This is a genomic window from Sphaerisporangium sp. NPDC004334, from assembly GCF_053602655.1.
Genome location: NZ_JBSGDZ010000021.1, coordinates 1 through 18,640, shown reverse-complemented (window position 1 = coordinate 18,640; position 18,640 = coordinate 1). Strand labels below are relative to the sequence as shown.

The window sequence follows — 18,640 nt, the reverse complement described above, 5'->3', positions numbered from 1 at the left end:
CCGTCATTTCAGGTCGATGCCGTCGAGCAGGTCGCCGGTCACGTCGCCGGGGGAGGCCGCGCCGCACAGGGTCAGGGCGTTGGCCAGCTCGTTCCGCAGCAGGGTGAGGACCCGTTCGACGCCGGCCCGGCCCGCGACCGCGAGCCCCCACAGCGCGGGCCGCCCGATCGCCACGGCGTCCGCGCCGAGCGCGAGCGCCTTGACGACGTCGGTGCCGCGCCGCACGCCGCCGTCCAGCAGCAGCGGCACCTGTCCGCGTACGGCGTCGGCGACCAGGGGGAGCCGGTCGAGCGAGGCGGGGACGGTGTCGAGCTGGCGGCCGCCGTGGTTGGACACGACGATCGCGTCCACGCCGTGCTCGACGGCGAGACGCGCGTCCGCCGGGTGGAGCACGCCCTTGAGCACGATCGGCAGCGAGGTCGTCTCGCGCAGCCAGTCGAGGTGCCGGAAGGACAGGTCCGGGGACAGCGCGACCTGCCGCACCTCGTCATCCCGGCCCTCCTGACCCTTCTGGACCATGTTCGCGCAGTACATGCCGGGCGGCAGGTCGTAGAAGCCGCTGCGGTCGCCGCGCTCGTTGCGCCCCAGGGCGGGGGAGTCGGCGGTGACGACGAGCGCGCGGCAGCCCGCGTCCTCCGCCCGCCGGACCAGCGACGTGGTGAAGCCCAGGTCCGGCTGGATGTACAGCTGGAACCAGAGCTTCGGCCCGCAGGCGGCGATCTCCTCGATCGTGACCGTGGAGAGCATCGCGGCGATCATGATGACGCCGGCCTCGGCGGCGGCGCGGGCGGTGGCGAGCTCGCCGTCGGGATGGGCCAGCCGGTGGAAGGCCGTCGGCGCGAGCAGGACGGGCATGGACGCGGTCTCGCCCAGCACGGTGACCTCCAGCCGGGGCGGCCCCTGGCCGCGCAGGACGCGCGGCACCAGAGCGCGGCGGCGGAAGGCGGCCTCGTTGGCGGCCACCGTGATCTCGTCCTGGGCGCCGCCCGCGAAGTAGTCGTAGTGCGCCGGGTCGAGCCGGGCGCGGGCGGCCGGTTCGAACTCGCGGAGGTTCACCGGCGGCGTCTCGCGCGTCACGGCGCCGGTCCCGACATGGTCCATGCCGGTTATACGAGTCCAGGCGCTCGCCAAGATTCACAATCAATGTGAAGATTCAACGAATCTCGCGAATCGGTTGTTTCCGTATAACTGGTCCCGGAGATGAGGAGACCCATGATCGTCGCCATCTCGGTCCTGGTCGTGTTCCTGAGCCTGCCGTACTGGCTGCCCCGCACGGTGGTCGCCCTGCGGGTCTGGATCTTCGCCCGCGTCAACGGGGCCGAGGGCATCACCGTGCCCGGCGGCCGGTTAGGCCCGTCCCGGTTCATGGAGCTCTACTCCCACCCCGCCGCGAACGGCCGCAGCAAGGGCGCGGCGCTGTCGGACCTGTTCTGGTACTGGCTGTCCCCGGGCCCCGAGCTGCACCAAGAGCACCTGGAACCCGGGCCGCGCTACGAGGAGGTCGCCCGCTGCACGCGCCGCATCCTGCGGATGCCCAGCCGGACGGCCGACGACCTGGCCGTCCGGAGCGTGGAGGCGGCGCTGCCCGGCCAGATCGGCCTGGTGCGGCTGCGCGACCTGGTCATGCCCGTCTGGGCGGATCTGTACTACCGGGTGGTCTTCGGGGGGGAGTGCCCGGAGCAGGTCCGCCGCATGATCGTGGCCAACGCCGACGACGTCGTGACCGCGCTCAAGTGCTCCGGCCTGCGGCACATGCGGCGCAGGCTCCGCCTGACCGACCACCTCGAGAGCGTGCTGGACGAGGTGCCGCACGAACTGCCCCGCCCGTTCTCCCGCCGGGAGCGGGCGCTGTACCTGCACGGGACGTTCTTCACCACCGCCGTCGTGCAGAGCTCGGAGGCGACGGCGCACGTGCTGCTGATGCTCGCCCGGCACCCGGAGATCCAGGAACAGGCGGTGACCGACGAGAAGCTGCTGGCCCACGTCATCGAGGAGACCTTCCGGATCTTCCCGCTCTTCGGGATCGCCCATCGCATCACCTCGGCCGACATCACGCTGGACGACGCCACGATCCCGGTGATCCCGGCGGGGTCGGTGCTGTGCTTCGACTACCTGCGCTACCAGCGCTCGGGATACCACGACCCGGACACCTTCGACCCGTGGCGGGAGGAACGCCCGACCTACATCCCGTTCGGGGTGGCGGCGAACCGCCCCTGCCCCGCGTGGCACCTGGCGCCGCTGACCGTGCAGGGCGTGGTCAGGGAGCTGCTCGGCCGCTACGCGTTCGCGACCTCGGCCGGCCACACCCGGTCGCTGCCGAACCGCGGTCCCTGCCTGGTCACCCCGCGGGCGGCGTCAGCGCGGCCGCGCCCGGCCCTCATGGCCGCCATGCGGGTGCGCGACCGCTGGGAGGACGTGGGGCGCAGCGTCGTCCAGCTCTTCCTCGGCACCTTCATGGTCTGGCACGCCCGCCGCCTGCGGCTGTGCGCCCGGTACTTCGCCGCCGAGGAGAGCCGGGCGCAGCCCGCCGGACGACCCGCCGGATGACCGACGTGCCTGCGGCCGCCGCCCATCGCGGCATTCGGGTTGTGCGCCGAAGTGGATCAGGTGCAGGGTGTCGGGATGGGCGACACCTATCGGCGATTACGGCGGATGGTCACGCTGACCCTCGTGCTCACCGCCGCGGTCTGGCTGGCGGCGACGACACTGCTGCTCGGCAGCCGGGCGACGATCGCCTCGGCCGCCAGGGAGGCCAACCCCGCGCTGCTGGCCTCCCTGGCCGCCCACGCCGCGCTGTCGGACACCGACCGCGCCGCCTGGCAGAGCTTCCGCGGCGGGGAGGTCAAGCTCACCGGTCCCGGCCGGCGGTACCGCGACGACATCACGACCGCTGGTGAGAACCTCGTCCGCCTCGCCGAGCTGGACACGACCGGGACGGCGGGCCGCCAGGCGCTCCTCGCGGTCAACGGCCAGCTGGTGACCTACCAGGGCCTGGTGGAGCAGGCCGACGCCAGTTACCGGCAGGGCGCCGACGACCTCGGGTACGCCTATCTCACCTACTCCTCCAACCTGCTGCACGGCCCCGGCGGGCTGCTGTCGCGCATCGAGGACATGGCGCGGCTCAACCGCCGCGCCATCGAGCGCAGCCACACCTCGCCGTGGGTGGACCCCGGCACGCCGCTCGTGGCCCTGCTGGCGGCCGGCGTGCTCCTGGGGCACCTGCTCCGCGTCCAGGTCTTCCTGTCCCGCGCGTTCCGGCGGACGATCAACCCGCCGCTGCTGGCCGCCACCCTGGTCCTGTGCGTTCTGGCGATCTGGACGACCCTCGCCCTGAACGGCGGCCACCAGGCGTTCAGGTCCGCCGAGCGGCAGGCACTGCCGGCGCTGAGCCAGGTCTGGCAGACCCAGATCCGGCGGGCGGACCTCGGAACGGCCGCCCTGCGGGCGAACGCCTCCCGCGTCGCCTCCGCCGAACCGGACCTGACGGCCGCCGAGCCCGCCCGGGCGCGGCTCGACACACTGATGGCGCGGGCGCTGGACTCGGGCGGGCTGACGGCGGGCCTGCCGATCGGCGCCGTCGCCGTCGCCGTGCTCGCCACCGCCGGGCTGCGGCTGCGGCTCTACGAGTTCCGAGGCTGAGGAGGCCGGGGATGATCAGGCGATTAGGACCGGCGCTGGTGCTCCTCTGCTGCCTGTCGGCCCTCTCCTGCGGCCGGTCCGGCGGCGGCGAGTCGATCTCGGTGCTCGGTCCGTGGACCGGCCAGGAGGAGCAGGCGTTCCGCGCCATGTTCGCCGGCTTCGAGCAGGCCACCGGGATCCACGTCGACTACACCGGGACGCGCGACGCGAGGTCCGTCCTCGGCAGCGAGATCCACAACGGCAATCCCCCCGACCTCGCCGTGCTGGCGACGCCCGGCGAGTTGCGCGACTACGCCGCGGCGGGGGTGCTGCGTCCTGTCGACGACGCGCTGAAGGCGTCCGATCTGCGCGCCCAGTACGGCGCCGGAGTCGGCGACCTCACCGTCGTCCCCGGCCCGACGGGCGAACGGCACTCCTACGCGGTCATCGTCAAGGCGGCTCTGAAGAGCATCATCTGGTATGCCCCCGGGAAGCTGCCCGCGGACGCCCGTATCCGGCTGACCGCGCCCGGCCTGACCTGGAAGGAGCTGACCCGGGTCGCGTCCGGCCTGGGGTCCTCCGGCGGGCGGCCCTGGTGCATGGGGATGGAGGACACCGCCAACTCCGGCTGGCCGGGCACCGACTGGATCGAGGACCTCCTGCTCCACCGGTCGGGGCCAGGGGTGTACGACCAGTGGGTCGCGGGGACGCTGCCGTGGACCTCCGCGCCCGTGAAACAGGCCTGGCAGGCGTTCGGGTCGGTCGTGGCACAGGCCGGCGATCGCGGACGCATCCTGCTCACCAACTTCGGGCGGGCCGGGACGCGGATGTTCGTCACGCCCCCGGAATGCTTCCTCGACCACCAGGGGTCGTTCATCACGGCGTTCTACGGCCAGGCCCTCGGCAGGGGGAACGCCTCGCCGGGTCCGGAGACCGATTTCGACTTCATCCCCTTCCCCTCGGGTGACGAGCAGAACGGATCCCCCGCCGACGGCCAGGACGGCGACGGGCAGGGGGATGGGCAGGGAGATGGGCAGGGCGACGGCGGGCGAAGCGGTGAGGGGCAGGGACGGGCGGAGGAGGTGGCGGCGGACCTGCTCGGCATGTTCCGCGACACCCCCGCCGCCCGCAGGTTCCTCGCCCATCTGACGACGCGAGCCGCCCAGGAGGCGTGGATCCGGCGCCCGGCGAGCGGCGCGATCTCGCTCAACCGGTCGGTCCCGGTCGACGCCTATCCCGACGCCCTCTCCCGCCGCATCGCCGGGACGCTCACCGCCGCCGGCGCCGTGCGCTTCGACGCCTCCGACTCCATGCCGCAGACCATGGCCGCCGCCTTCGGCCACGCGGTCCTGGCCTACATCGCCGACCCCGGGCGGCTGGACGCCCTCCTCGCCGACCTCGACCAGGTCCGCCGAGCCTCGCACTGACCGCGACCATCCTCCTGGCCCGTGGCGAGCCCGGCCGTTCGCGGCTGCATCGGCGCGTTGCGGGATCGGGGCCTTCGCAGCAGGTGCGGTGTGGGCCGTCTGACCTGCGCCGATAGAGTGTGGTTTGTACGCCCGGCGGGAACGCGGAACCGGGGCACGACCGCCCGCGGGACCGGATCGCGCCAGAGCACCGACCAGGCGCGGGCGTCCTCGCGCAGCAGAGCAAGGGAGCGGGCCACGCTCGAAGACCGCAGGCACGTCCCTCATGTCCCGCCGACGGCCGGCACCGGGCGGGACGTGCTGATCGGCGCGGCCCTGAGCCGGGCGGTGCGTGACATGGACGCCTACTCGGGGGCGGTCTACCTGCCCGACGACGAGGGGCGGCACCTGGCGGCGACCGTGATCTGCGGCGCCCCTCCCGCGATCTTCACCATGCCCGACCGGATGTCGGTGGACGGGCCGTACGCGACGGCGATGGCCTACCGCACGGGGCGGCCGGTGAGCGTGGGTGCCACGGACGCGAGCTTCCCCGCCGCGCGGCTGCTGCCGCTGGTCCCCTTCGCCTACTCGGTGGTCGCGGTCCCGCTCATCGCCGAGGAGGGCCCGATCGGGACGCTCACCGTGGCGTGGGTGCCCCCTCGCCGGCATCGGCTCCCCGACGCCGAGATGCTTCGCCTGAGGGGCATGGGCGCCTCGCTGAGCCGCGACCTGGCGCGCCTGGGCGAGCGGGGCGCGTCCATCAGGGCCAACCGTCCCCCGGTGGTCATGCCGCTGTACGACGGCACCGCGCAGGAGCGGGAGTGGGGCCTGCCCGGCATCCCCGGCTCGTTCGGCATGTCGCTGATGTACCAGGTGTACAAGCTCTCGGCGATGCTGAACGAGGCCAGGGGCCTGCCGGAGATCATCCACGCGGCCGAGCAGCGGGTGATGGCGCCCTTCGGCGCCTGCTGCTTCGCGCTGGCCACGATCGCGGAGGGCCGGCTGCGGCTGGCCGGGCAGACGGGCTGCCAGGTGGGTCTGGCGGAGGAGATCCACGACGTCCCCCTCACCCGGTCCACTCCCTACACCGACGTGATCCGTAACCGCGACCCGCTGTTCTTCACCGGTGACGACGTCCTGAGCTCCGACTATCCGTCCACGACCGCCGGCGGCCTGCAGTCCCTGGCCGTGCTGCCGATCGGCCCGAGCGCCGCGCCGGTCGGCACCCTCATCCTCGGTTTCGACCGGCCCCGGCGGTTCGGGGCCGGCGAGCGCGCCGTCCTGCTGATGATGACCAGTCAGCTCGGCCTGGCGACGGAGCGGGCGCGGCTCGGCGAGAACGAGCGGGCCCTCGCCCAGGGGCTGCAGAAGAGGCTGCTGCCGCGCACGCTGGCCGAGCTGCCGCAGGTGGTCACGACCGCCCGCTACCTGTCGGCCCCCACCTCCGCCGGGGTCGGCGGTGACTGGTACGACGCCTTCTGCCTGCCCGGCGGCCGCATCGCCCTGATCGTGGGCGACGTCGAGGGGCACAACATCGACAGCGCCGTGATCATGGGCCAGCTGCGCAGCGCGTTGCGCGCCTACGCGGCCGAGGGGCACAGCCCGGCGGGGGTGCTCGCCAGATCCAGCGCCCTGCTCGCCGACCTCGACACCGACCTGCTGGCCACCTGCTGCGTCGTGCGCATCGACCCGGAGGCCGGCGTCGCGGAGGTGGCGCTCGCCGGCCACCCCGTGCCGCTGGTCTGCGGGCCGGACGGCGTGGTCACGGTGCCCGACGTCCCCCCCAACGTGCCGCTGGGAGTCCCGCTCGACGGGGCGCACCGCACGGCCGAGATCCCCCTGAGCCAGGGCTCGCTGCTGATGCTCTACACCGACGGCCTCGCGCAGTCGGCCGCCGGCGATCCGGTGCTCGGGGCCCGCGACCTGCTCGCATCGGTCGAGGAGCCCGGTGACGCCTCCCTGGAGCGGCTCGCCGACCGTCTCATCGCCGTCGCGCCGGACCACGAGGTGCGCCGCGACGACATCGCCGTCCTGCTCGCCCGCTACGAGGGCGACCCGTGCGGCGAGCGCCGCCGCATCGACCGCATGGCCATCCAGCGGCACGACCTGCAGGGCGTCGGGGCCGCCCGCAGGTTCGTCCGGCGCCACCTGCGCGAATGGGGCCTGGACGAGCTGTCCGACGACCTTGAGGTGATGGCCTCGGAGATGGTCACCAACGCGCTCATCCACGCCGACAGCGACGTGGAGGTGCGGCTGCGTGAGTACCCCGACCGGGTCCACCTGGAGGTCCGCGACACCGACCCCCATCCCGCCGTGCCCTCGCCGATCACCGCCTCCGAGGAGACCAACGCGGTCGCCGAGCACGGCCGCGGCCTGATCATCGTCGGGCGGCTCGCCACGACGTGGGGCAACTCGCCGAGCGGCCGCGGCAAGACGGTCTGGCTGGACCTGGACACCGGTCACGGGTCAGGGTCGCCATGTTTCGGGCCGCGGAGGCGGGTAGGGCCGGATGCGGCAGATGATGATCGCCGGCAGGTGACCCGGCCAGGGGGAGAGGGGGCGCGGTCGTGAACGCACGTGACCCGCATTCACGGTTCGAGGACGAGGGGATTCCCGACCTGCAGGACGGCACCCCGCAGCAGCAGTGGGCGGTCGATCCCCAGGAGGCGCCGCTGCCGGCGGACCGGCCGATCGCGGTGGACGACTTCGGCACCACGATGGAGGAGCAGAGCCAGGGCGAGTCCCTGGAGGGCCGGCTGCGGCGCGAGGTTCCCGAGGAGGAGCCGGTGTTCGGCGTCGGCGAGCAGGAGGCCGCGACGGGCACGCGAGGCGTGGACGAGCGCGGCCTGGACGAGCGGGGCCTGGATCCGGAGATCCCCGACGGCCCGCCGTCCGATGAGGACGCCGAGAACGGCCTCGGGGTCGGCTCCGACCTCGACACCCGCTTCGAGCCCGATGACGACCTCGACGACGACTGGTCCGCCCAGCCCGAGGAGCCGTCCGGGACGGTGTGGGACGAGCCGCGCCGCGCGGGCCGCCTGGTGGAGCCGGACGAGGGCGTCCGGGGCGACACCGAGGCCGAACTGATCGCGGACGAGGTGGGCCCGGACGGCGGCGGCTACACCGCCGAGGAGGCCGCGATGCGGGTGGAGCCCGAGTGACAGCCTGCCGATCCGGGCCCGGGCGAAGACGATTCGCGGTCGCCCCGGCCGGCCACACCGGCCGGGGCGACGGCGGCCACCTCCCCGGCGAGCGGGCCTGTACCCGGGCATGACGCACCAGGGCGAGAAAGCGGTCTTTCTCGTCCTGGGCGGGTCATTCGAAGTCGTCCGGGTTGAGTTCCTTGAGGCGTTCGCGTTCGGCGTCGCTGATCTCCGTCTCGCCCTCGCTCGCGCGAGAGCCGAAGGGCATCCCGTGCGGGACGCCGCCGGCCGCCGCGGATCCTTCCTCAGCGGATGTGAACGGCGCGCCGGACGCTCCGCCGGTGTCGCGCTCGACGTGCCCGGACTCCTCCTGCTCGACGTGCCCGGACTGCTCCTTACTGGATGATGTGCTCATGTCGTCCCCCGTACATCCACGGCGGGCTCCGGCCCTGTTCCGGCCGGGCGGGGCCGGCGTCGCCGCCGTGGGGCCCTGTGTGCCGGGCGAGCGCGGTGCGGGCCGTGGAATCGTCGCGTGAATCCCTACCCCTCTGACGCGCGGTTACACTGCGCAGCCCCTTCGACCTGCGGTTTCATAGCCGGAGGGCCGGCGGTTGGCACCTCCGGGGCAGGGTAGAGGCCGACCCTGGGGCGCTACGGTCCCGCTGGAGGAGGAGCCATGATGGCAGCCCGTTCCGAGGCGAGGCCGTCCGCTCGACGCCCATGGGTGCGCATTCTGCTGACCGGGCTGGTGCTCTGGCTGCTGACGGTGGCGATCACCTTCCTCACCGGGAACCCGAACCTGATCCCCACCCTTGTGCTGCTCGGCAGCTTCCTGGTGCCGGTGACCTTCGTCGTGTGGGCCTTCGAGCGCCGTGACACCGGGGAGCGTGGGACTCGATGCACTCCATCGCCCTGATCGTCACGCTGGTGCTGACCAGCACGCCCGGCGAGCTCGTCCTGCTCACCCGGGGCTTCATCCCCGACCCGAGCGAGGCGCAGTTGCGGTCGTTCACCATCGTGTACTGGGCCGGTCTGGCCGTGGTCGCGCTGGCCGGCGTCGGCTGGCTGCTCGGCCTGTGGCGCTCGACCCGCCGCCCCGGCCGCGTCCCGCCGGCCTTCCGCGTCCCCACGGGGTCTCCGCCGAGATGACCCGCTCACCGGAGCGGCGCGCCGGCGCCTGATACGGTCGGTCGCGTGATGGATCGGCGCCACGGCACGGCGGAGATGCTGGTCCGCCTGCTCGACGACGCCCATTTCGCCGCCCTGGAACAGATTCCGGCCCTGGTGGCCGAGCACGCCGCGCGCGCGGGCCTGTACGACGTGCGCATCTATCTGGCCGACCTGCAGCAGAACGTGCTGCGCCCGCTCACCGCCCTCGGCCACATCGCCGGCAAGGACAAGGCCGACACCGACGACACCGACGACACCGACGAGATGGCCGAGATGGCCGAGATGGCCGAGATGGCCGACGTGGTGATGGTCGCCGGCGAGCCGGGCACCGAGGAGGTCACCGAGCTGAGCGTCGAGGGGACGCTGGCGGGCCGGGTCTTCCAGGAGACGCGGATACTGTCGTCGGAGGCGCCCGGCGGCGGCACGATCCTCTGGGTGCCCATGCTGGACGGTGTCGAGCGTCTCGGTGTGTTCCGGGCCGCCACGCGCGATCCCCGGGACGCCGCGTCTCACGGAGAAGAGGCCACGGACGCCGCCGCCGAGGAGATGCCGCGTGAGACCGGCTTCGCCTACCGCGAGGCCGTCGAGTCCCTGGCGTCGCTGGTCGCGCTCCTGGTGATCAGCAAGCGGCCCTACAGCGACTCCTACGCCCGGCTGGTGCGGACGCAGCCGATGAACGTGGCCGCCGAGATGCAGTGGAACCTCACGCCGCCGCTGACGTTCGCCAACGACACCATGGTGATCGGCGCCGTCCTGGAGCCCGCGTACGAGATCGGCGGCGACGCGTTCGACTACGCCATCGCGGGCGACGTCGTGCACCTGGCCATCTTCGACGCGATGGGCCATGACACCTCCGCCGGGCTCACCGCCAACCTGGCCGTGGCCGCCTGCCGCAACAGCCGCCGCCAGGGCGCGGGGCTCGTCGAGGCCAGCGAGAGCGTCGAGCGCGTCCTGATCGAGGAGTTCGGCAGGGGCGTCCGCTTCGTCACCGCGATCATGGCGCATCTCGACCTGACGACCGGCCTGCTGACGTGGGTCAACCGGGGGCACCACCCTCCCGTGGTGATCAGGGACGGACGCTGGACCTCCACCCTGGAGTGCCCGCCGTCCCACCCTCTCGGCCTGGACCTCGGCCTTCCCGTCACCCTGTGCCGGGAGCAACTGGAGCCGGGCGACCGGCTGCTGCTCTACACCGACGGCATCACCGAGGCCCGCAACCGGCACGGGCAGGAGTTCGGGCTGCACCACTTCGTCGACTTCATCATCCGGCACAACGCCGCCGGTCTCGCCGTCCCCGAGACCCTGCGCCGCCTGATCCGCAACGTGCTCGACTACCACAGCGGCGAGTTGCAGGACGACGCCACGGTGCTGCTGGCCGAATGGCGCGGCGGCGGCGCCCGCCGGCTCGCACTGCGGGCCTGACGGGCGCCCGCCGGTCGGCGACCGCGCGCCTGAGCGCCGCGGCCGGGGCGCGGCAGGTCAGCGGGTGCCGATGAGGCGCTCGGCGAACCAGTCAATGGTGCGGCGCAGCCCGGTGGTCACCTCCACTCTCGGCCGCCAGCCGAGGCGCTCGGCCGCCAGCGAGGTGTCCGGGCGCCGGACGCCGGGGTCGTCCACCGGCCGGTCGACGAAGTCGATCGGCGAGGAGGAACCCGCCAGGTCGCGGATGGTCCGGGCCAGATTCAGCACCGACATCTCCGTGGGGTTGCCGATGTTGACCGGTCCGGCGAAGTCGCTGTCGGCCAGGGTGAGGATGCCCTCCACGGTGTCGTCCACGTAGCAGACCGAACGGGTCTGCCGTCCGTCCCCGGCTACGGTGATCGGCTCGCCGGTGAGGGCCTGGCGGATGAACGTGGGGATGGCGCGGCCGTCGTGGGGGCGCATGCGGGGGCCGTAGGTGTTGAAGATGCGCACGATGGCGGTGTCGGTGCCGTAGGAGTTGCGGTAGGCCGTGGTGAGCGATTCGGCGAAGCGTTTGGCCTCGTCGTACACGCTGCGCGGGCCGACCGGGTTGACGTTGCCCCAGTACGTCTCGCGTTGCGGGTGTTCCAGGGGGTCGCCGTACACTTCGCTGGTCGAGGCCAGCACGAAGCGGGCGCCCTTCTCCCGGGCCAGGCCGAGGGCGTGCAGGGTGCCCAGGCTGCCCACCTTGAGCGTCTCGATCGGATGGCGCAGGTAATCGATGGGCGAGGCCGCCGAGGCGAAGTGCAGCACCTGGTCCACCTGGCCGCTCACGTGGACGAACCCGGTCAGATCGCACTCCACCAGCCGGAACGCGGGGCGTTCCAGCAGGTGCGCGACGTTCTCCGGGGATCCGGTCAGGAAGTTGTCCATGCACACGACGGCGTCACCCCGCTCCAGGAGCCGCTCACAGAGATAGGAGCCGAGGAATCCGGCGCCTCCGGTCACGACGGTTCTCACCATGGATGTCCCTCCAGCAAGGTCGCGATGGCGTCGAGGACGTCCCGGACGTTGATGCGCAGCAGGCCCGGGTCGGGCGTGCCGCCGTGCGGATCCCCGGACCGGCCCGCCCACAGCGGGATGTGCGGCCCGCCCTCGGGCGGCCCCCACAGCCGGGGCGGCGTCGGCCCGAAGAGCACGACCGACGGGGTGGCGTACGCGGTGGCCAGGTGCGCCACGCCGGTGTCGCCGCAGACCACCAGGCGCGCCGAGGCGACCAGGGCCGCCAGGTCGCCGATGCCCGTACGGCCGGCCACGACCCGCCGCTCCGGGATCCCGGCGAGGGCCGCGACCCGCAAGGCCAGGTCCCGTTCCGCGCCACCCCCGGTGATCAGCACCCGGTGCCCGGCCCGGTGCAGCCATGCCGCGACCTCCGCGAACCGGTCCGGGGGCCACCGCCTGGCCGGGAAGGCCGCCCCGGGATGGACCACCGCGTACCCGCCCGCCTCGTCCGGGCGCACCATCGGAGGGCCGGGAGGCGGGGGGAGCGCCAGGTCGCCGGCGTCGGCGGGCAGGCCGTACCAGCCGAGCAGGGCGCACCACCGGACCACCTCGTGGACGTCCTGCCGCCACGGCGGGCCCTGCACCTGCGGCAGGTCGGGGTGGGCGTGGCAGAGCAGGCGTCCGGGGGAGGTCGCGAGCAGCGCGGCGGTGCTCTGCGGGCCGCTGCCGTGCAGGTTGACGGCGATGTCGGGCGCGCGGACGGGGACCGGGCCGGTGCCGGAGACGTCCACCGAATCGTCCACGGCGTCGATCGTGCGCACCAGCGCCGCCAGCGGCGCGGGCGTCGCCAGGACGATGCGGTGCCCGGGGTAGGCGCGCCGCAGCCCGCGCAGGGCGGGCACCGCCGTGAGCAGATCACCCAGTCCCAGCCCGCGCAGGGCCACCAGCACCGGTGCCATCGTGCCCGCCGCTCAGGGCCAGGAGGTCTCGGTGGAGGAGCAGACGACCAGCTCGCGCAGCTCGCAACCCGGTGGCCGGGTCAGGGCGAAGACCACGGTGGCGGCCACCTCCTCGGGGTCGTTCAGCCGGGCGTCCGGCCCCGGCTTGTACCGCTCGTCGCGGTCGTCGAAGAAGTGGGTGTGCATGCCGCCGGGCACCAGCAGCGTGACGCCGACCTCACCGGCGAGCTCGGCGGCGAGCGCCCGGGTGAAGCCGACGACGCCGAACTTGGCGGCGCAGTAGGCCGTCGCGTCGCTCACGGCGCGCAGGCCGAGGGTGGAGGCGACGGTCACCACGCGGCCCTTCGAGCGCCGCAGGTGAGGCAGGGCGGCCCGCACGACCGAGGCGGTGCCGAGCAGGTTGACCGCGATGACCCGCTCCCAGCGGTCGGCGGCCACGTCCGAGAGCCGCCCGCAGGCGTCGATGCCGGCCGCCGTGAAGACCCCGTCGATGCCGCCGGCCCGCTCGGCCAGCTCGGCGACCGCGCGCTCCGCCTGCGCGCGGTCGGCGAGGTCGGCGATCGCGTGGTCGACGCCGCTCTCGGGGGCGTTGACGTCCACGACCAGCGGCCGGCCGCCCGCCTTGGCGACGGCCTCGGCGGTCGCGCGTCCGAGCCCGGACGCCCCTCCGGTGATCAAGATGTTTCCCAGCACCAGGTCCTCCTCGGTGATCGGGTCGTTCGGGCTCTAGGAGGCCGCGCGCACGGCGGCGATGAGGCCGGTGGTGGAGCGGCCGGGGACCAGGGGGAGGATCACGATCTCGCCGCCGGCGCGGTGCACGGCGGCGGCTTCGGGCAGGTCGTGCCCCCGGTAGTCCCCGCCCTTGACCCACACGGCGGGCCGCAGGCGCTCGATCGCGGCGACCGGGGTCTCCTCGTCGAAGACCAGGACGGCGTCCACGCACCCCAGGGCCCGCAGCACCTCCACGCGGTCGGCCTCGGCGACCACCGGCCGGTCCGGGCCCTTCACCCGCCTGGTCGACTCGTCGGAGTTCAGGCAGACGATCAGCGCGTCGCCGAGGGCGCGGGCGCGGCGCAGCAGGCTGACGTGCCCGGCGTGCAGCAGGTCGAAGCAGCCGCCGGTGGCGACGACCGTCCCGCCCGCCGCCCGCACCCGCGCCGCCACCGCCTCGGCCTCCATCCCGGCCTCACCGGCGGCCACGGTCATGCGGACCCGAGGGGCCGGGAGGCGGACCGCCGACGCGCCGCCCTGTCCGACGAAAGCGGTGGCGGCGGCGACCGCGGCCGTGACCGCCTCCCGGACCGTCGCGCCGTCCGCCATGGCGGTCGCCGCGGTCGCCGCGAACCTGTCGCCGGCCCCGCAGGAGTCCTGGCCGGTGACCGTCCTGGGCGGGGGCACCTGGACGGCCGGTCCGCCGCGCGTGGCCAGCACCGCGCCCCTCCCGCTCAGCGTCACGGCCACCGCCGCCGCCCCGAACCGCTCGGCCAGGTCGCGCGCGGCCTGCCCGGGCGAGGAGTACGGCCGCTCGCACAGGACGCGGGACTCGGCCTCGCTGGGCGTGACCAGCGCGCATCCCCGAGCCGGAGGGCCGCCGCGCGGGTGGGGGTCCCAGACGACGGGCCTGGCCAGGGTGGACAGGACGTCCCTGTACAGATCGGTCACCCCGCGCCCGTAGTCGGACGCCAGCACGGCACGCGCCCCCCGCAGCACGGCGGCGACGCGGTCATCCGGCAGGTCACCCAGCAGGTCATCCGGCAGGTCGTGCGGCGTGGCGGCGACGCGGCCGCCCAGCGGGTCACGAAGCACGGCGGCGACGCGGCCGTCCGGCGCGCCGGCTTCGGCGGGACGGCAGGGCGCGCGGCCGTCGCCCGTGTCCAGCCTGACCATGGTCTGGCCGCGGCCCCGCACCCGCGTCTTGCACGGGGTGGCGCCGCGCAGCGGCAGCGGCAGGACCTCGACGTGGCCGGCGAGCAGACCCCTCAGACGGCGGCCCGCCGGATCGTCGCCGATCGCGGTGACCAGGACGACCTCGGCGCCGTCGCGGGCGGCGAGCAGGGCGGCCAGCCCGGCGCCGCCGGGCCTGGCGTGCTCGGCGGTCACCTCGACGACCGGCGCCGGCGCGTCAGGGCAGAGCCGCTCCACCTCGCCCTCGATGTCCACGTCCAGCAGCGAGTCGCCGATGACGACGATGGGGCCCCGGCTCACGCGCACGCCTCTTCCACCACGGCGCACAGCATGTGGATCACCGCGAGGTGCACCTCCTGGACGGTGGCGGTGTCCTCGGCCAGCACCGCGAGGGCGTCGTCGCACAGTCCGGCCAGCGGGTTCGGCGCGGGGCCGGTCAGCGCCCAGGTGGTGAGGCCGCAATGCCGCCCGGCCTCGGCGGCCCGCAGGATGTTGGTGCTGCTTCCGCTGGTGGACAGGCACATCAGGACGTCTCCGGGCCTGCCGTGCCCCCGCACTTGCCGTGCGTACACCTCATCGGCCCCGAAGTCGTTGCCGATCGCGGTGACCGTGGAGGTGTCGCAGTGCAGCGGAAGAGCCGCGTAGGGGCGGCGATCGTCGCGATAGCGCCCGACCAGCTCGGCGGTCAGGTGCTGCGCCTCGGCCGCCGATCCGCCGTTGCCGCAGGCCAGCAGCCGCCCGCCGTCGGCCAGCACCGCGGCGAGCTTGCTGCCCCAAGCATGGATCTTCGTGGCCTGGTCGTCGACGGCGGCCAGCGCCGTGCTGAGGCGCAGCAGGTGTGGATGCATGACTAGCCTTCCGCGACGAGGCGGCCGAGCCGGCCACCGATCAGAACCCGGCCGACCGACTCGGTCGCGGCGGCGGTCAGTGCGATCTTCATCGGACCCTCTCTCCCGCCGCGGTCAGGCCGCGTACCGCGCCCAGGACGTGCTCGGGAGTGACCGACGACAGGCAGGGATGCCCAGGGACGGGGCAAACCCGGGCCCGGCTGGCGCGGCAGGGAGCGTTCTGGTCGCCGAGCAACACCGACGGCACCCGGTACGGCGCCCACCGCGTGGCCGGGACGACCGGCGCGAACAGGCTGACGACCGGCGTGCCGACCGCCGCCGCCAGATGGGCGGGGCCGGTGTTGGCGACGACGACCGCGCGGGCGCCCGCCAGCACGGCGGCCAGTTCGGCGAAGGTGGTGGCGCCGCCGAGGTCGCGGGCGTCGTCCCCGGCGACCCGGGCGGTCAGATGGCGCTCGCCCCGGGCGCCGGTGACCACGACGCGGTGGCCCGCGCGGGCCAGCGCTTCGACGGCTCGCGCGCAGTGCTCGGCGGGCCAGGCCCGCGCGGGCGCCGTGGCGCCGGGATGCAGGACCACGTAGCCGGGCGGTCCGGTGAGCCGGTCGACCGGCGGCAGCGGCCGGCGCACCGCGAGCGCTCCGTCGTCGCCGGGGGGCGGCTCGAACCCGGCGGCCCGGACGAGGCCGAGCATGCGTTCGGCCTCGGGCACGTCGACGGTCTCGTCCACGACGTGGCGGACGTCGAGAAGCGACCCGGGGTAGTCGCCGCTGATCGCGGCGACGCGCGGCACGCCCGCCATCCGCAGCAGCAGCGCCATGGGGAGCGGCGACTGGTGGAAGGAGGTGAGGATCAGCGCCTGAGCCGGGGCCGCCGCGCGCACCGCGCCGACCAGCCGCGCCGTGTGCTCTTCGGTCGCGGGCGGCGGATCGGCGGAGATCCACGGGACGTCCCACTCCAGCACCTCGTCCACGCCGGGCAGCAGTTCCCCGGCAGCCCGGCCCTGGGGGCCGGTGAGCAGGACGACGCGGCGCGCCCTGGCGGCGACGGCCCGGACGGCCGGGCCGGCGAGCAGGACGTCGCCCGCGTTGTCGGACCGCACGACCAGGGCCGTCCCGGTCACCGCCGCACGCTCAGTTCGCCGCGCAGGCGGTGGGCGCAGGCCAGCGGAGGGATGGCGGCGCTGGTGACGACCATGCGGGCGATCTCCCTGGGAGTGCGGGGGCCGGGGGACACGCGCGCCCAGGCGAACTCCGCGGTCATGGCGGCCCATCCCGCCCCCGCCACCACGGCCGCCCTCCCCAGCCGGCGACGCCGCCCGAACAGGCCGCCCGGCCCTGTGGCGCGGCGCGGGACGGCCGCCGTGGCCAGGACCAGGGACAGCACGCCGAGCAAGGTCGTGACGGCGTGCCGGCGCAGCCGGCCGGGGGCGCCGCCGATGGCCGAGCGCCAGCCCGGGCCGTGCAGCCGGCGCATGAGGGCGTCGTCGGCGTTGCCCCTCTGAAAGCGCGCGCTGGCCCAGAAACCGTCGTCGCGGACCGGATGCCGGGTGACCCGTTCGCCTTTGACCAGCCGCGATCCCGCCGCACGTACGCGCAGCGCGAGGTCGGCGTCCTCGCGGTAGGCGCGGGGGAACCGCTCGTCGAAGCCACCGGTGGCCTCCAGCGCCGCACGCCGGTAGGCGATGTCCGCGGTGATCCACTCGGCGCCGGCCAGGCCCGCGGTGTTGCGCTCGGCGTCGGTGGGACGCCTGTGGGCCGGCAGCGGCACCTCAAGGCGCGCCTGGCTCGCTCCGACGTCGGCGGTAAGGCCGGCGAGGTCCGCGCGCAGGGCCTCGCCCCAGCCGTCCGAGGGCACCACGTCGTCGTCCAGGAAGACGACCCACGGGGTGGTGGCCGCGCGCCAGCCGGTGTTGCGGGCCGCGGCGGGGCCCCGGCCGCCCGACCGCAGCATCCGCACGCCCGGCCGCGTCCGGAGCGGCTCGGCCCCGGACGTCAGCGGGCGATCGTCCACCACGATGACGGGAAGGTCCGGATCGACCGCCGCCAGCGTGGCCGCGAGCGAGGCGCGGCCCACGGTGGGCACGACGACCGTGATCACGAGGCGAACACCCCGCTCCTGCGGATGAGGTAGGGGCCGAGGACCAGCACGTCGACCGGGGCGGAGCCGAAGCACTCCAGCGCGTCGCGCGGGTCGTCCACGATGGGACGGCCGGCGGTGTTCAGGCTGGTGTTGACCACCACCGGCACGCCGGTGCGGGCGTCGAACTCCGTCAGCAGCCGGGCGAGCAGCGGATCGCGGGTGCGGTCGATGGTCTGGATGCGCGCGGTGCCGTCCACGTGGACGACGGCGGGGATGCGGTCGCGCCATTCGGGGCGCACGTCGTGGACGAACAGCATGTACGGGCTCGCCATCGGGCCGCGGGTGAAGATCTCGTGGGCGCGGTCGGCGAGGACCATGGGGGCGATGGGGCGGAACTGTTCGCGGCCTTTGACGGCGTTGAGGCGTTCGGTGTTGCCGGGTCGTCCGGGGTGGGCGAGCAGTGAGCGGCGGCCGAGGGCGCGCGGGCCGTACTCCGAGCGGCCCTGGAACCAGGCCACGATGCGGTCGGCGGCCAGCTCGGCGGCGACGGCGGCGGCCAGGTCGGCGGGCCGGGTGTGCGGGACGCGGGCCACCTCGAGCCAGGCCGCGAGCTCCTCGTCGGTCCACTCGCGGCCGAGGTCGGCGCCCGTCATCGGCACGACGGCGTCGCCGTGCAGGTGTGCCAGGTGCAGCGCGCCGCCGAGCGCGGTGCCGGAGTCCCCGGCGGCCGGTTGGACCCAGATGTCCTGGAACGGGCCCTCGGTCAGCAGGCGGGTGTTGGCGACGCAGTTCAGCGCCACCCCGCCGGCCATGGTCAGGTACCGCTCGCCGGTCCGCTCGTGCAGCCACCGGGCCAGCTCCAGCAGCACTTCCTCCAGCCGCGCCTGCACACTGGCCGCCAGATCGGCGTGGTCGGCGGTCCACGACTCGCCCCGCCGCAGCGCCTTGGCGTACTGCCCCCAGTCCACCGCCTCCACCCGGAACCCCCCGTCCCCGGTGGTGTGGACACGCTCACGCAGCTCACCCAGATGACGCGGCTCACCGTAGGAGGCCAGCGCCATCACCTTGTACTCATCACTGGAGCGCAGGAACCCCAGATGCTCGGTGAC

The 18,640-nt window shown here is 74.3% G+C and carries 18 protein-coding genes; 8 read left to right on the top strand and 10 right to left on the bottom strand.

The window, feature by feature from the left end; all coding sequences use genetic code 11:
• Positions 1-3 precede the first annotated feature (3 nt).
• Positions 4-1,101, bottom strand: a complete 1,098-nt coding sequence (locus tag ACWEN6_RS26720; RefSeq protein ID WP_452573837.1) for an alpha-hydroxy acid oxidase — start codon at positions 1,099-1,101, stop codon at positions 4-6.
• A gap of 111 nt (positions 1,102-1,212) precedes the next feature.
• On the opposite strand from ACWEN6_RS26720, the gene ACWEN6_RS26715 reads away from it, so the two are divergent.
• From ACWEN6_RS26715 to ACWEN6_RS26695, 5 genes are all read left to right on the top strand, one after another.
• Positions 1,213-2,547: a cytochrome P450 gene (locus ACWEN6_RS26715; RefSeq protein WP_452573835.1), complete on the top strand. Its 1,335-nt coding sequence runs from the start codon at positions 1,213-1,215 to the stop codon at positions 2,545-2,547.
• Between the two features lie 75 nt (positions 2,548-2,622).
• A complete protein-coding gene (locus ACWEN6_RS26710; protein ID WP_452573833.1) occupies positions 2,623-3,639 on the top strand; it encodes a hypothetical protein in 1,017 nt (338 codons plus the stop codon).
• A gap of 11 nt (positions 3,640-3,650) precedes the next feature.
• Positions 3,651-5,045 carry an ABC transporter substrate-binding protein gene (locus tag ACWEN6_RS26705; RefSeq protein WP_452573832.1) on the top strand — a complete coding sequence of 465 codons (1,395 nt, stop codon included), beginning with the start codon at positions 3,651-3,653 and terminating at the stop codon, positions 5,043-5,045.
• 297 nt (positions 5,046-5,342) lie between these two features.
• Complete coding sequence (locus tag ACWEN6_RS26700) at positions 5,343-7,595, top strand: SpoIIE family protein phosphatase (RefSeq protein ID WP_452573830.1); 2,253 nt, start codon at positions 5,343-5,345, stop codon at positions 7,593-7,595.
• Positions 7,592-8,185 (top strand): DUF5709 domain-containing protein, encoded by a 594-nt coding sequence (locus ACWEN6_RS26695; protein WP_452573828.1) that lies wholly within the window; start codon positions 7,592-7,594, stop codon positions 8,183-8,185. Before ACWEN6_RS26700 ends, ACWEN6_RS26695 begins: the two co-directional genes overlap by 4 nt.
• 154 nt (positions 8,186-8,339) lie before the next feature.
• Here ACWEN6_RS26695 and ACWEN6_RS26690 read toward each other — a convergent pair whose 3' ends face one another.
• Positions 8,340-8,582, bottom strand: coding sequence for a hypothetical protein (locus ACWEN6_RS26690; RefSeq protein WP_452573826.1), 243 nt, complete (start codon positions 8,580-8,582; stop codon positions 8,340-8,342).
• A 261-nt stretch (positions 8,583-8,843) separates the two neighbouring features.
• Here ACWEN6_RS26690 and ACWEN6_RS26685 point away from each other — a divergent pair, with 261 nt between their 5' ends.
• The 3 genes from ACWEN6_RS26685 to ACWEN6_RS26675 are packed head-to-tail and all read left to right on the top strand — an operon-like array spanning position 8,844 to position 10,759.
• Positions 8,844-9,083 (top strand): hypothetical protein, encoded by a 240-nt coding sequence (locus tag ACWEN6_RS26685; protein ID WP_452573824.1) that lies wholly within the window; start codon positions 8,844-8,846, stop codon positions 9,081-9,083.
• Complete coding sequence (locus tag ACWEN6_RS26680) at positions 9,065-9,316, top strand: hypothetical protein (RefSeq protein ID WP_452573822.1); 252 nt, start codon at positions 9,065-9,067, stop codon at positions 9,314-9,316. Before ACWEN6_RS26685 ends, ACWEN6_RS26680 begins: the two co-directional genes overlap by 19 nt.
• A 48-nt stretch (positions 9,317-9,364) precedes the next feature.
• Positions 9,365-10,759, top strand: coding sequence for a PP2C family protein-serine/threonine phosphatase (locus ACWEN6_RS26675; RefSeq protein ID WP_452574077.1), 1,395 nt, complete (start codon positions 9,365-9,367; stop codon positions 10,757-10,759).
• Between the two features lie 57 nt (positions 10,760-10,816).
• On the opposite strand, the gene ACWEN6_RS26670 is transcribed toward ACWEN6_RS26675, so the two are convergent.
• The 8 genes from ACWEN6_RS26670 to ACWEN6_RS26635 form a co-directional block, all read right to left on the bottom strand.
• Positions 10,817-11,761 carry a UDP-glucuronic acid decarboxylase family protein gene (locus ACWEN6_RS26670; protein ID WP_452573820.1) on the bottom strand — a complete coding sequence of 315 codons (945 nt, stop codon included), beginning with the start codon at positions 11,759-11,761 and terminating at the stop codon, positions 10,817-10,819.
• On the bottom strand, positions 11,755-12,699 hold the full coding sequence (locus ACWEN6_RS26665; protein ID WP_452573818.1) for a glycosyltransferase family 9 protein: 945 nt from the start codon (positions 12,697-12,699) through the stop codon (positions 11,755-11,757). Before ACWEN6_RS26665 ends, ACWEN6_RS26670 begins: the two co-directional genes overlap by 7 nt.
• Before the next feature lie 12 nt (positions 12,700-12,711).
• Positions 12,712-13,392 (bottom strand): SDR family oxidoreductase, encoded by a 681-nt coding sequence (locus ACWEN6_RS26660; protein ID WP_452573816.1) that lies wholly within the window; start codon positions 13,390-13,392, stop codon positions 12,712-12,714.
• Between the two features lie 33 nt (positions 13,393-13,425).
• Complete coding sequence (rfaE2, locus tag ACWEN6_RS26655; protein ID WP_452573814.1) at positions 13,426-14,904, bottom strand: D-glycero-beta-D-manno-heptose 1-phosphate adenylyltransferase; 1,479 nt, start codon at positions 14,902-14,904, stop codon at positions 13,426-13,428.
• The gene (locus tag ACWEN6_RS26650) at positions 14,901-15,452 is read right to left on the bottom strand and encodes a D-sedoheptulose-7-phosphate isomerase (RefSeq protein ID WP_452573812.1); all 552 of its coding nucleotides are present in this window, start codon (positions 15,450-15,452) and stop codon (positions 14,901-14,903) included. The genes rfaE2 and ACWEN6_RS26650 overlap by 4 nt, the downstream gene beginning before the upstream one ends.
• 88 nt (positions 15,453-15,540) lie before the next feature.
• Positions 15,541-16,572 (bottom strand): glycosyltransferase family 9 protein, encoded by a 1,032-nt coding sequence (locus ACWEN6_RS26645; protein ID WP_452573810.1) that lies wholly within the window; start codon positions 16,570-16,572, stop codon positions 15,541-15,543.
• On the bottom strand, positions 16,569-17,549 hold the full coding sequence (locus tag ACWEN6_RS26640; protein WP_452573808.1) for a glycosyltransferase family 2 protein: 981 nt from the start codon (positions 17,547-17,549) through the stop codon (positions 16,569-16,571). The genes ACWEN6_RS26645 and ACWEN6_RS26640 overlap by 4 nt, the downstream gene beginning before the upstream one ends.
• A partial coding sequence (locus tag ACWEN6_RS26635) for a carbamoyltransferase family protein (protein ID WP_452573806.1) occupies positions 17,546-18,640 on the bottom strand: 1,095 nt, incomplete at its 5' end. The genes ACWEN6_RS26640 and ACWEN6_RS26635, both read right to left, overlap by 4 nt.

Excerpts from the sequence above, each read along its gene's own strand:
- ACWEN6_RS26710 (WP_452573833.1), top strand. The coding sequence starts at position 2,623 with ATGGGCGACACCTATCGGCGATTACGGCGGATGGTCACGCTGACCCTC.
- ACWEN6_RS26680 (WP_452573822.1), top strand. The coding sequence starts at position 9,065 with ATGCACTCCATCGCCCTGATCGTCACGCTGGTGCTGACCAGCACGCCC.
- ACWEN6_RS26665 (WP_452573818.1), bottom strand. The coding sequence starts at position 12,699 with ATGGCACCGGTGCTGGTGGCCCTGCGCGGGCTGGGACTGGGTGATCTG.
- ACWEN6_RS26705 (WP_452573832.1), top strand. The coding sequence starts at position 3,651 with ATGATCAGGCGATTAGGACCGGCGCTGGTGCTCCTCTGCTGCCTGTCG.
- ACWEN6_RS26675 (WP_452574077.1), top strand. The coding sequence starts at position 9,365 with ATGGATCGGCGCCACGGCACGGCGGAGATGCTGGTCCGCCTGCTCGAC.
- ACWEN6_RS26685 (WP_452573824.1), top strand. The coding sequence starts at position 8,844 with ATGATGGCAGCCCGTTCCGAGGCGAGGCCGTCCGCTCGACGCCCATGG.
- ACWEN6_RS26720 (WP_452573837.1), bottom strand. The coding sequence starts at position 1,101 with ATGGACCATGTCGGGACCGGCGCCGTGACGCGCGAGACGCCGCCGGTG.
- ACWEN6_RS26715 (WP_452573835.1), top strand. The coding sequence starts at position 1,213 with ATGATCGTCGCCATCTCGGTCCTGGTCGTGTTCCTGAGCCTGCCGTAC.
- ACWEN6_RS26690 (WP_452573826.1), bottom strand. The coding sequence starts at position 8,582 with ATGAGCACATCATCCAGTAAGGAGCAGTCCGGGCACGTCGAGCAGGAG.
- ACWEN6_RS26670 (WP_452573820.1), bottom strand. The coding sequence starts at position 11,761 with ATGGTGAGAACCGTCGTGACCGGAGGCGCCGGATTCCTCGGCTCCTAT.
- ACWEN6_RS26650 (WP_452573812.1), bottom strand. The coding sequence starts at position 15,452 with ATGCATCCACACCTGCTGCGCCTCAGCACGGCGCTGGCCGCCGTCGAC.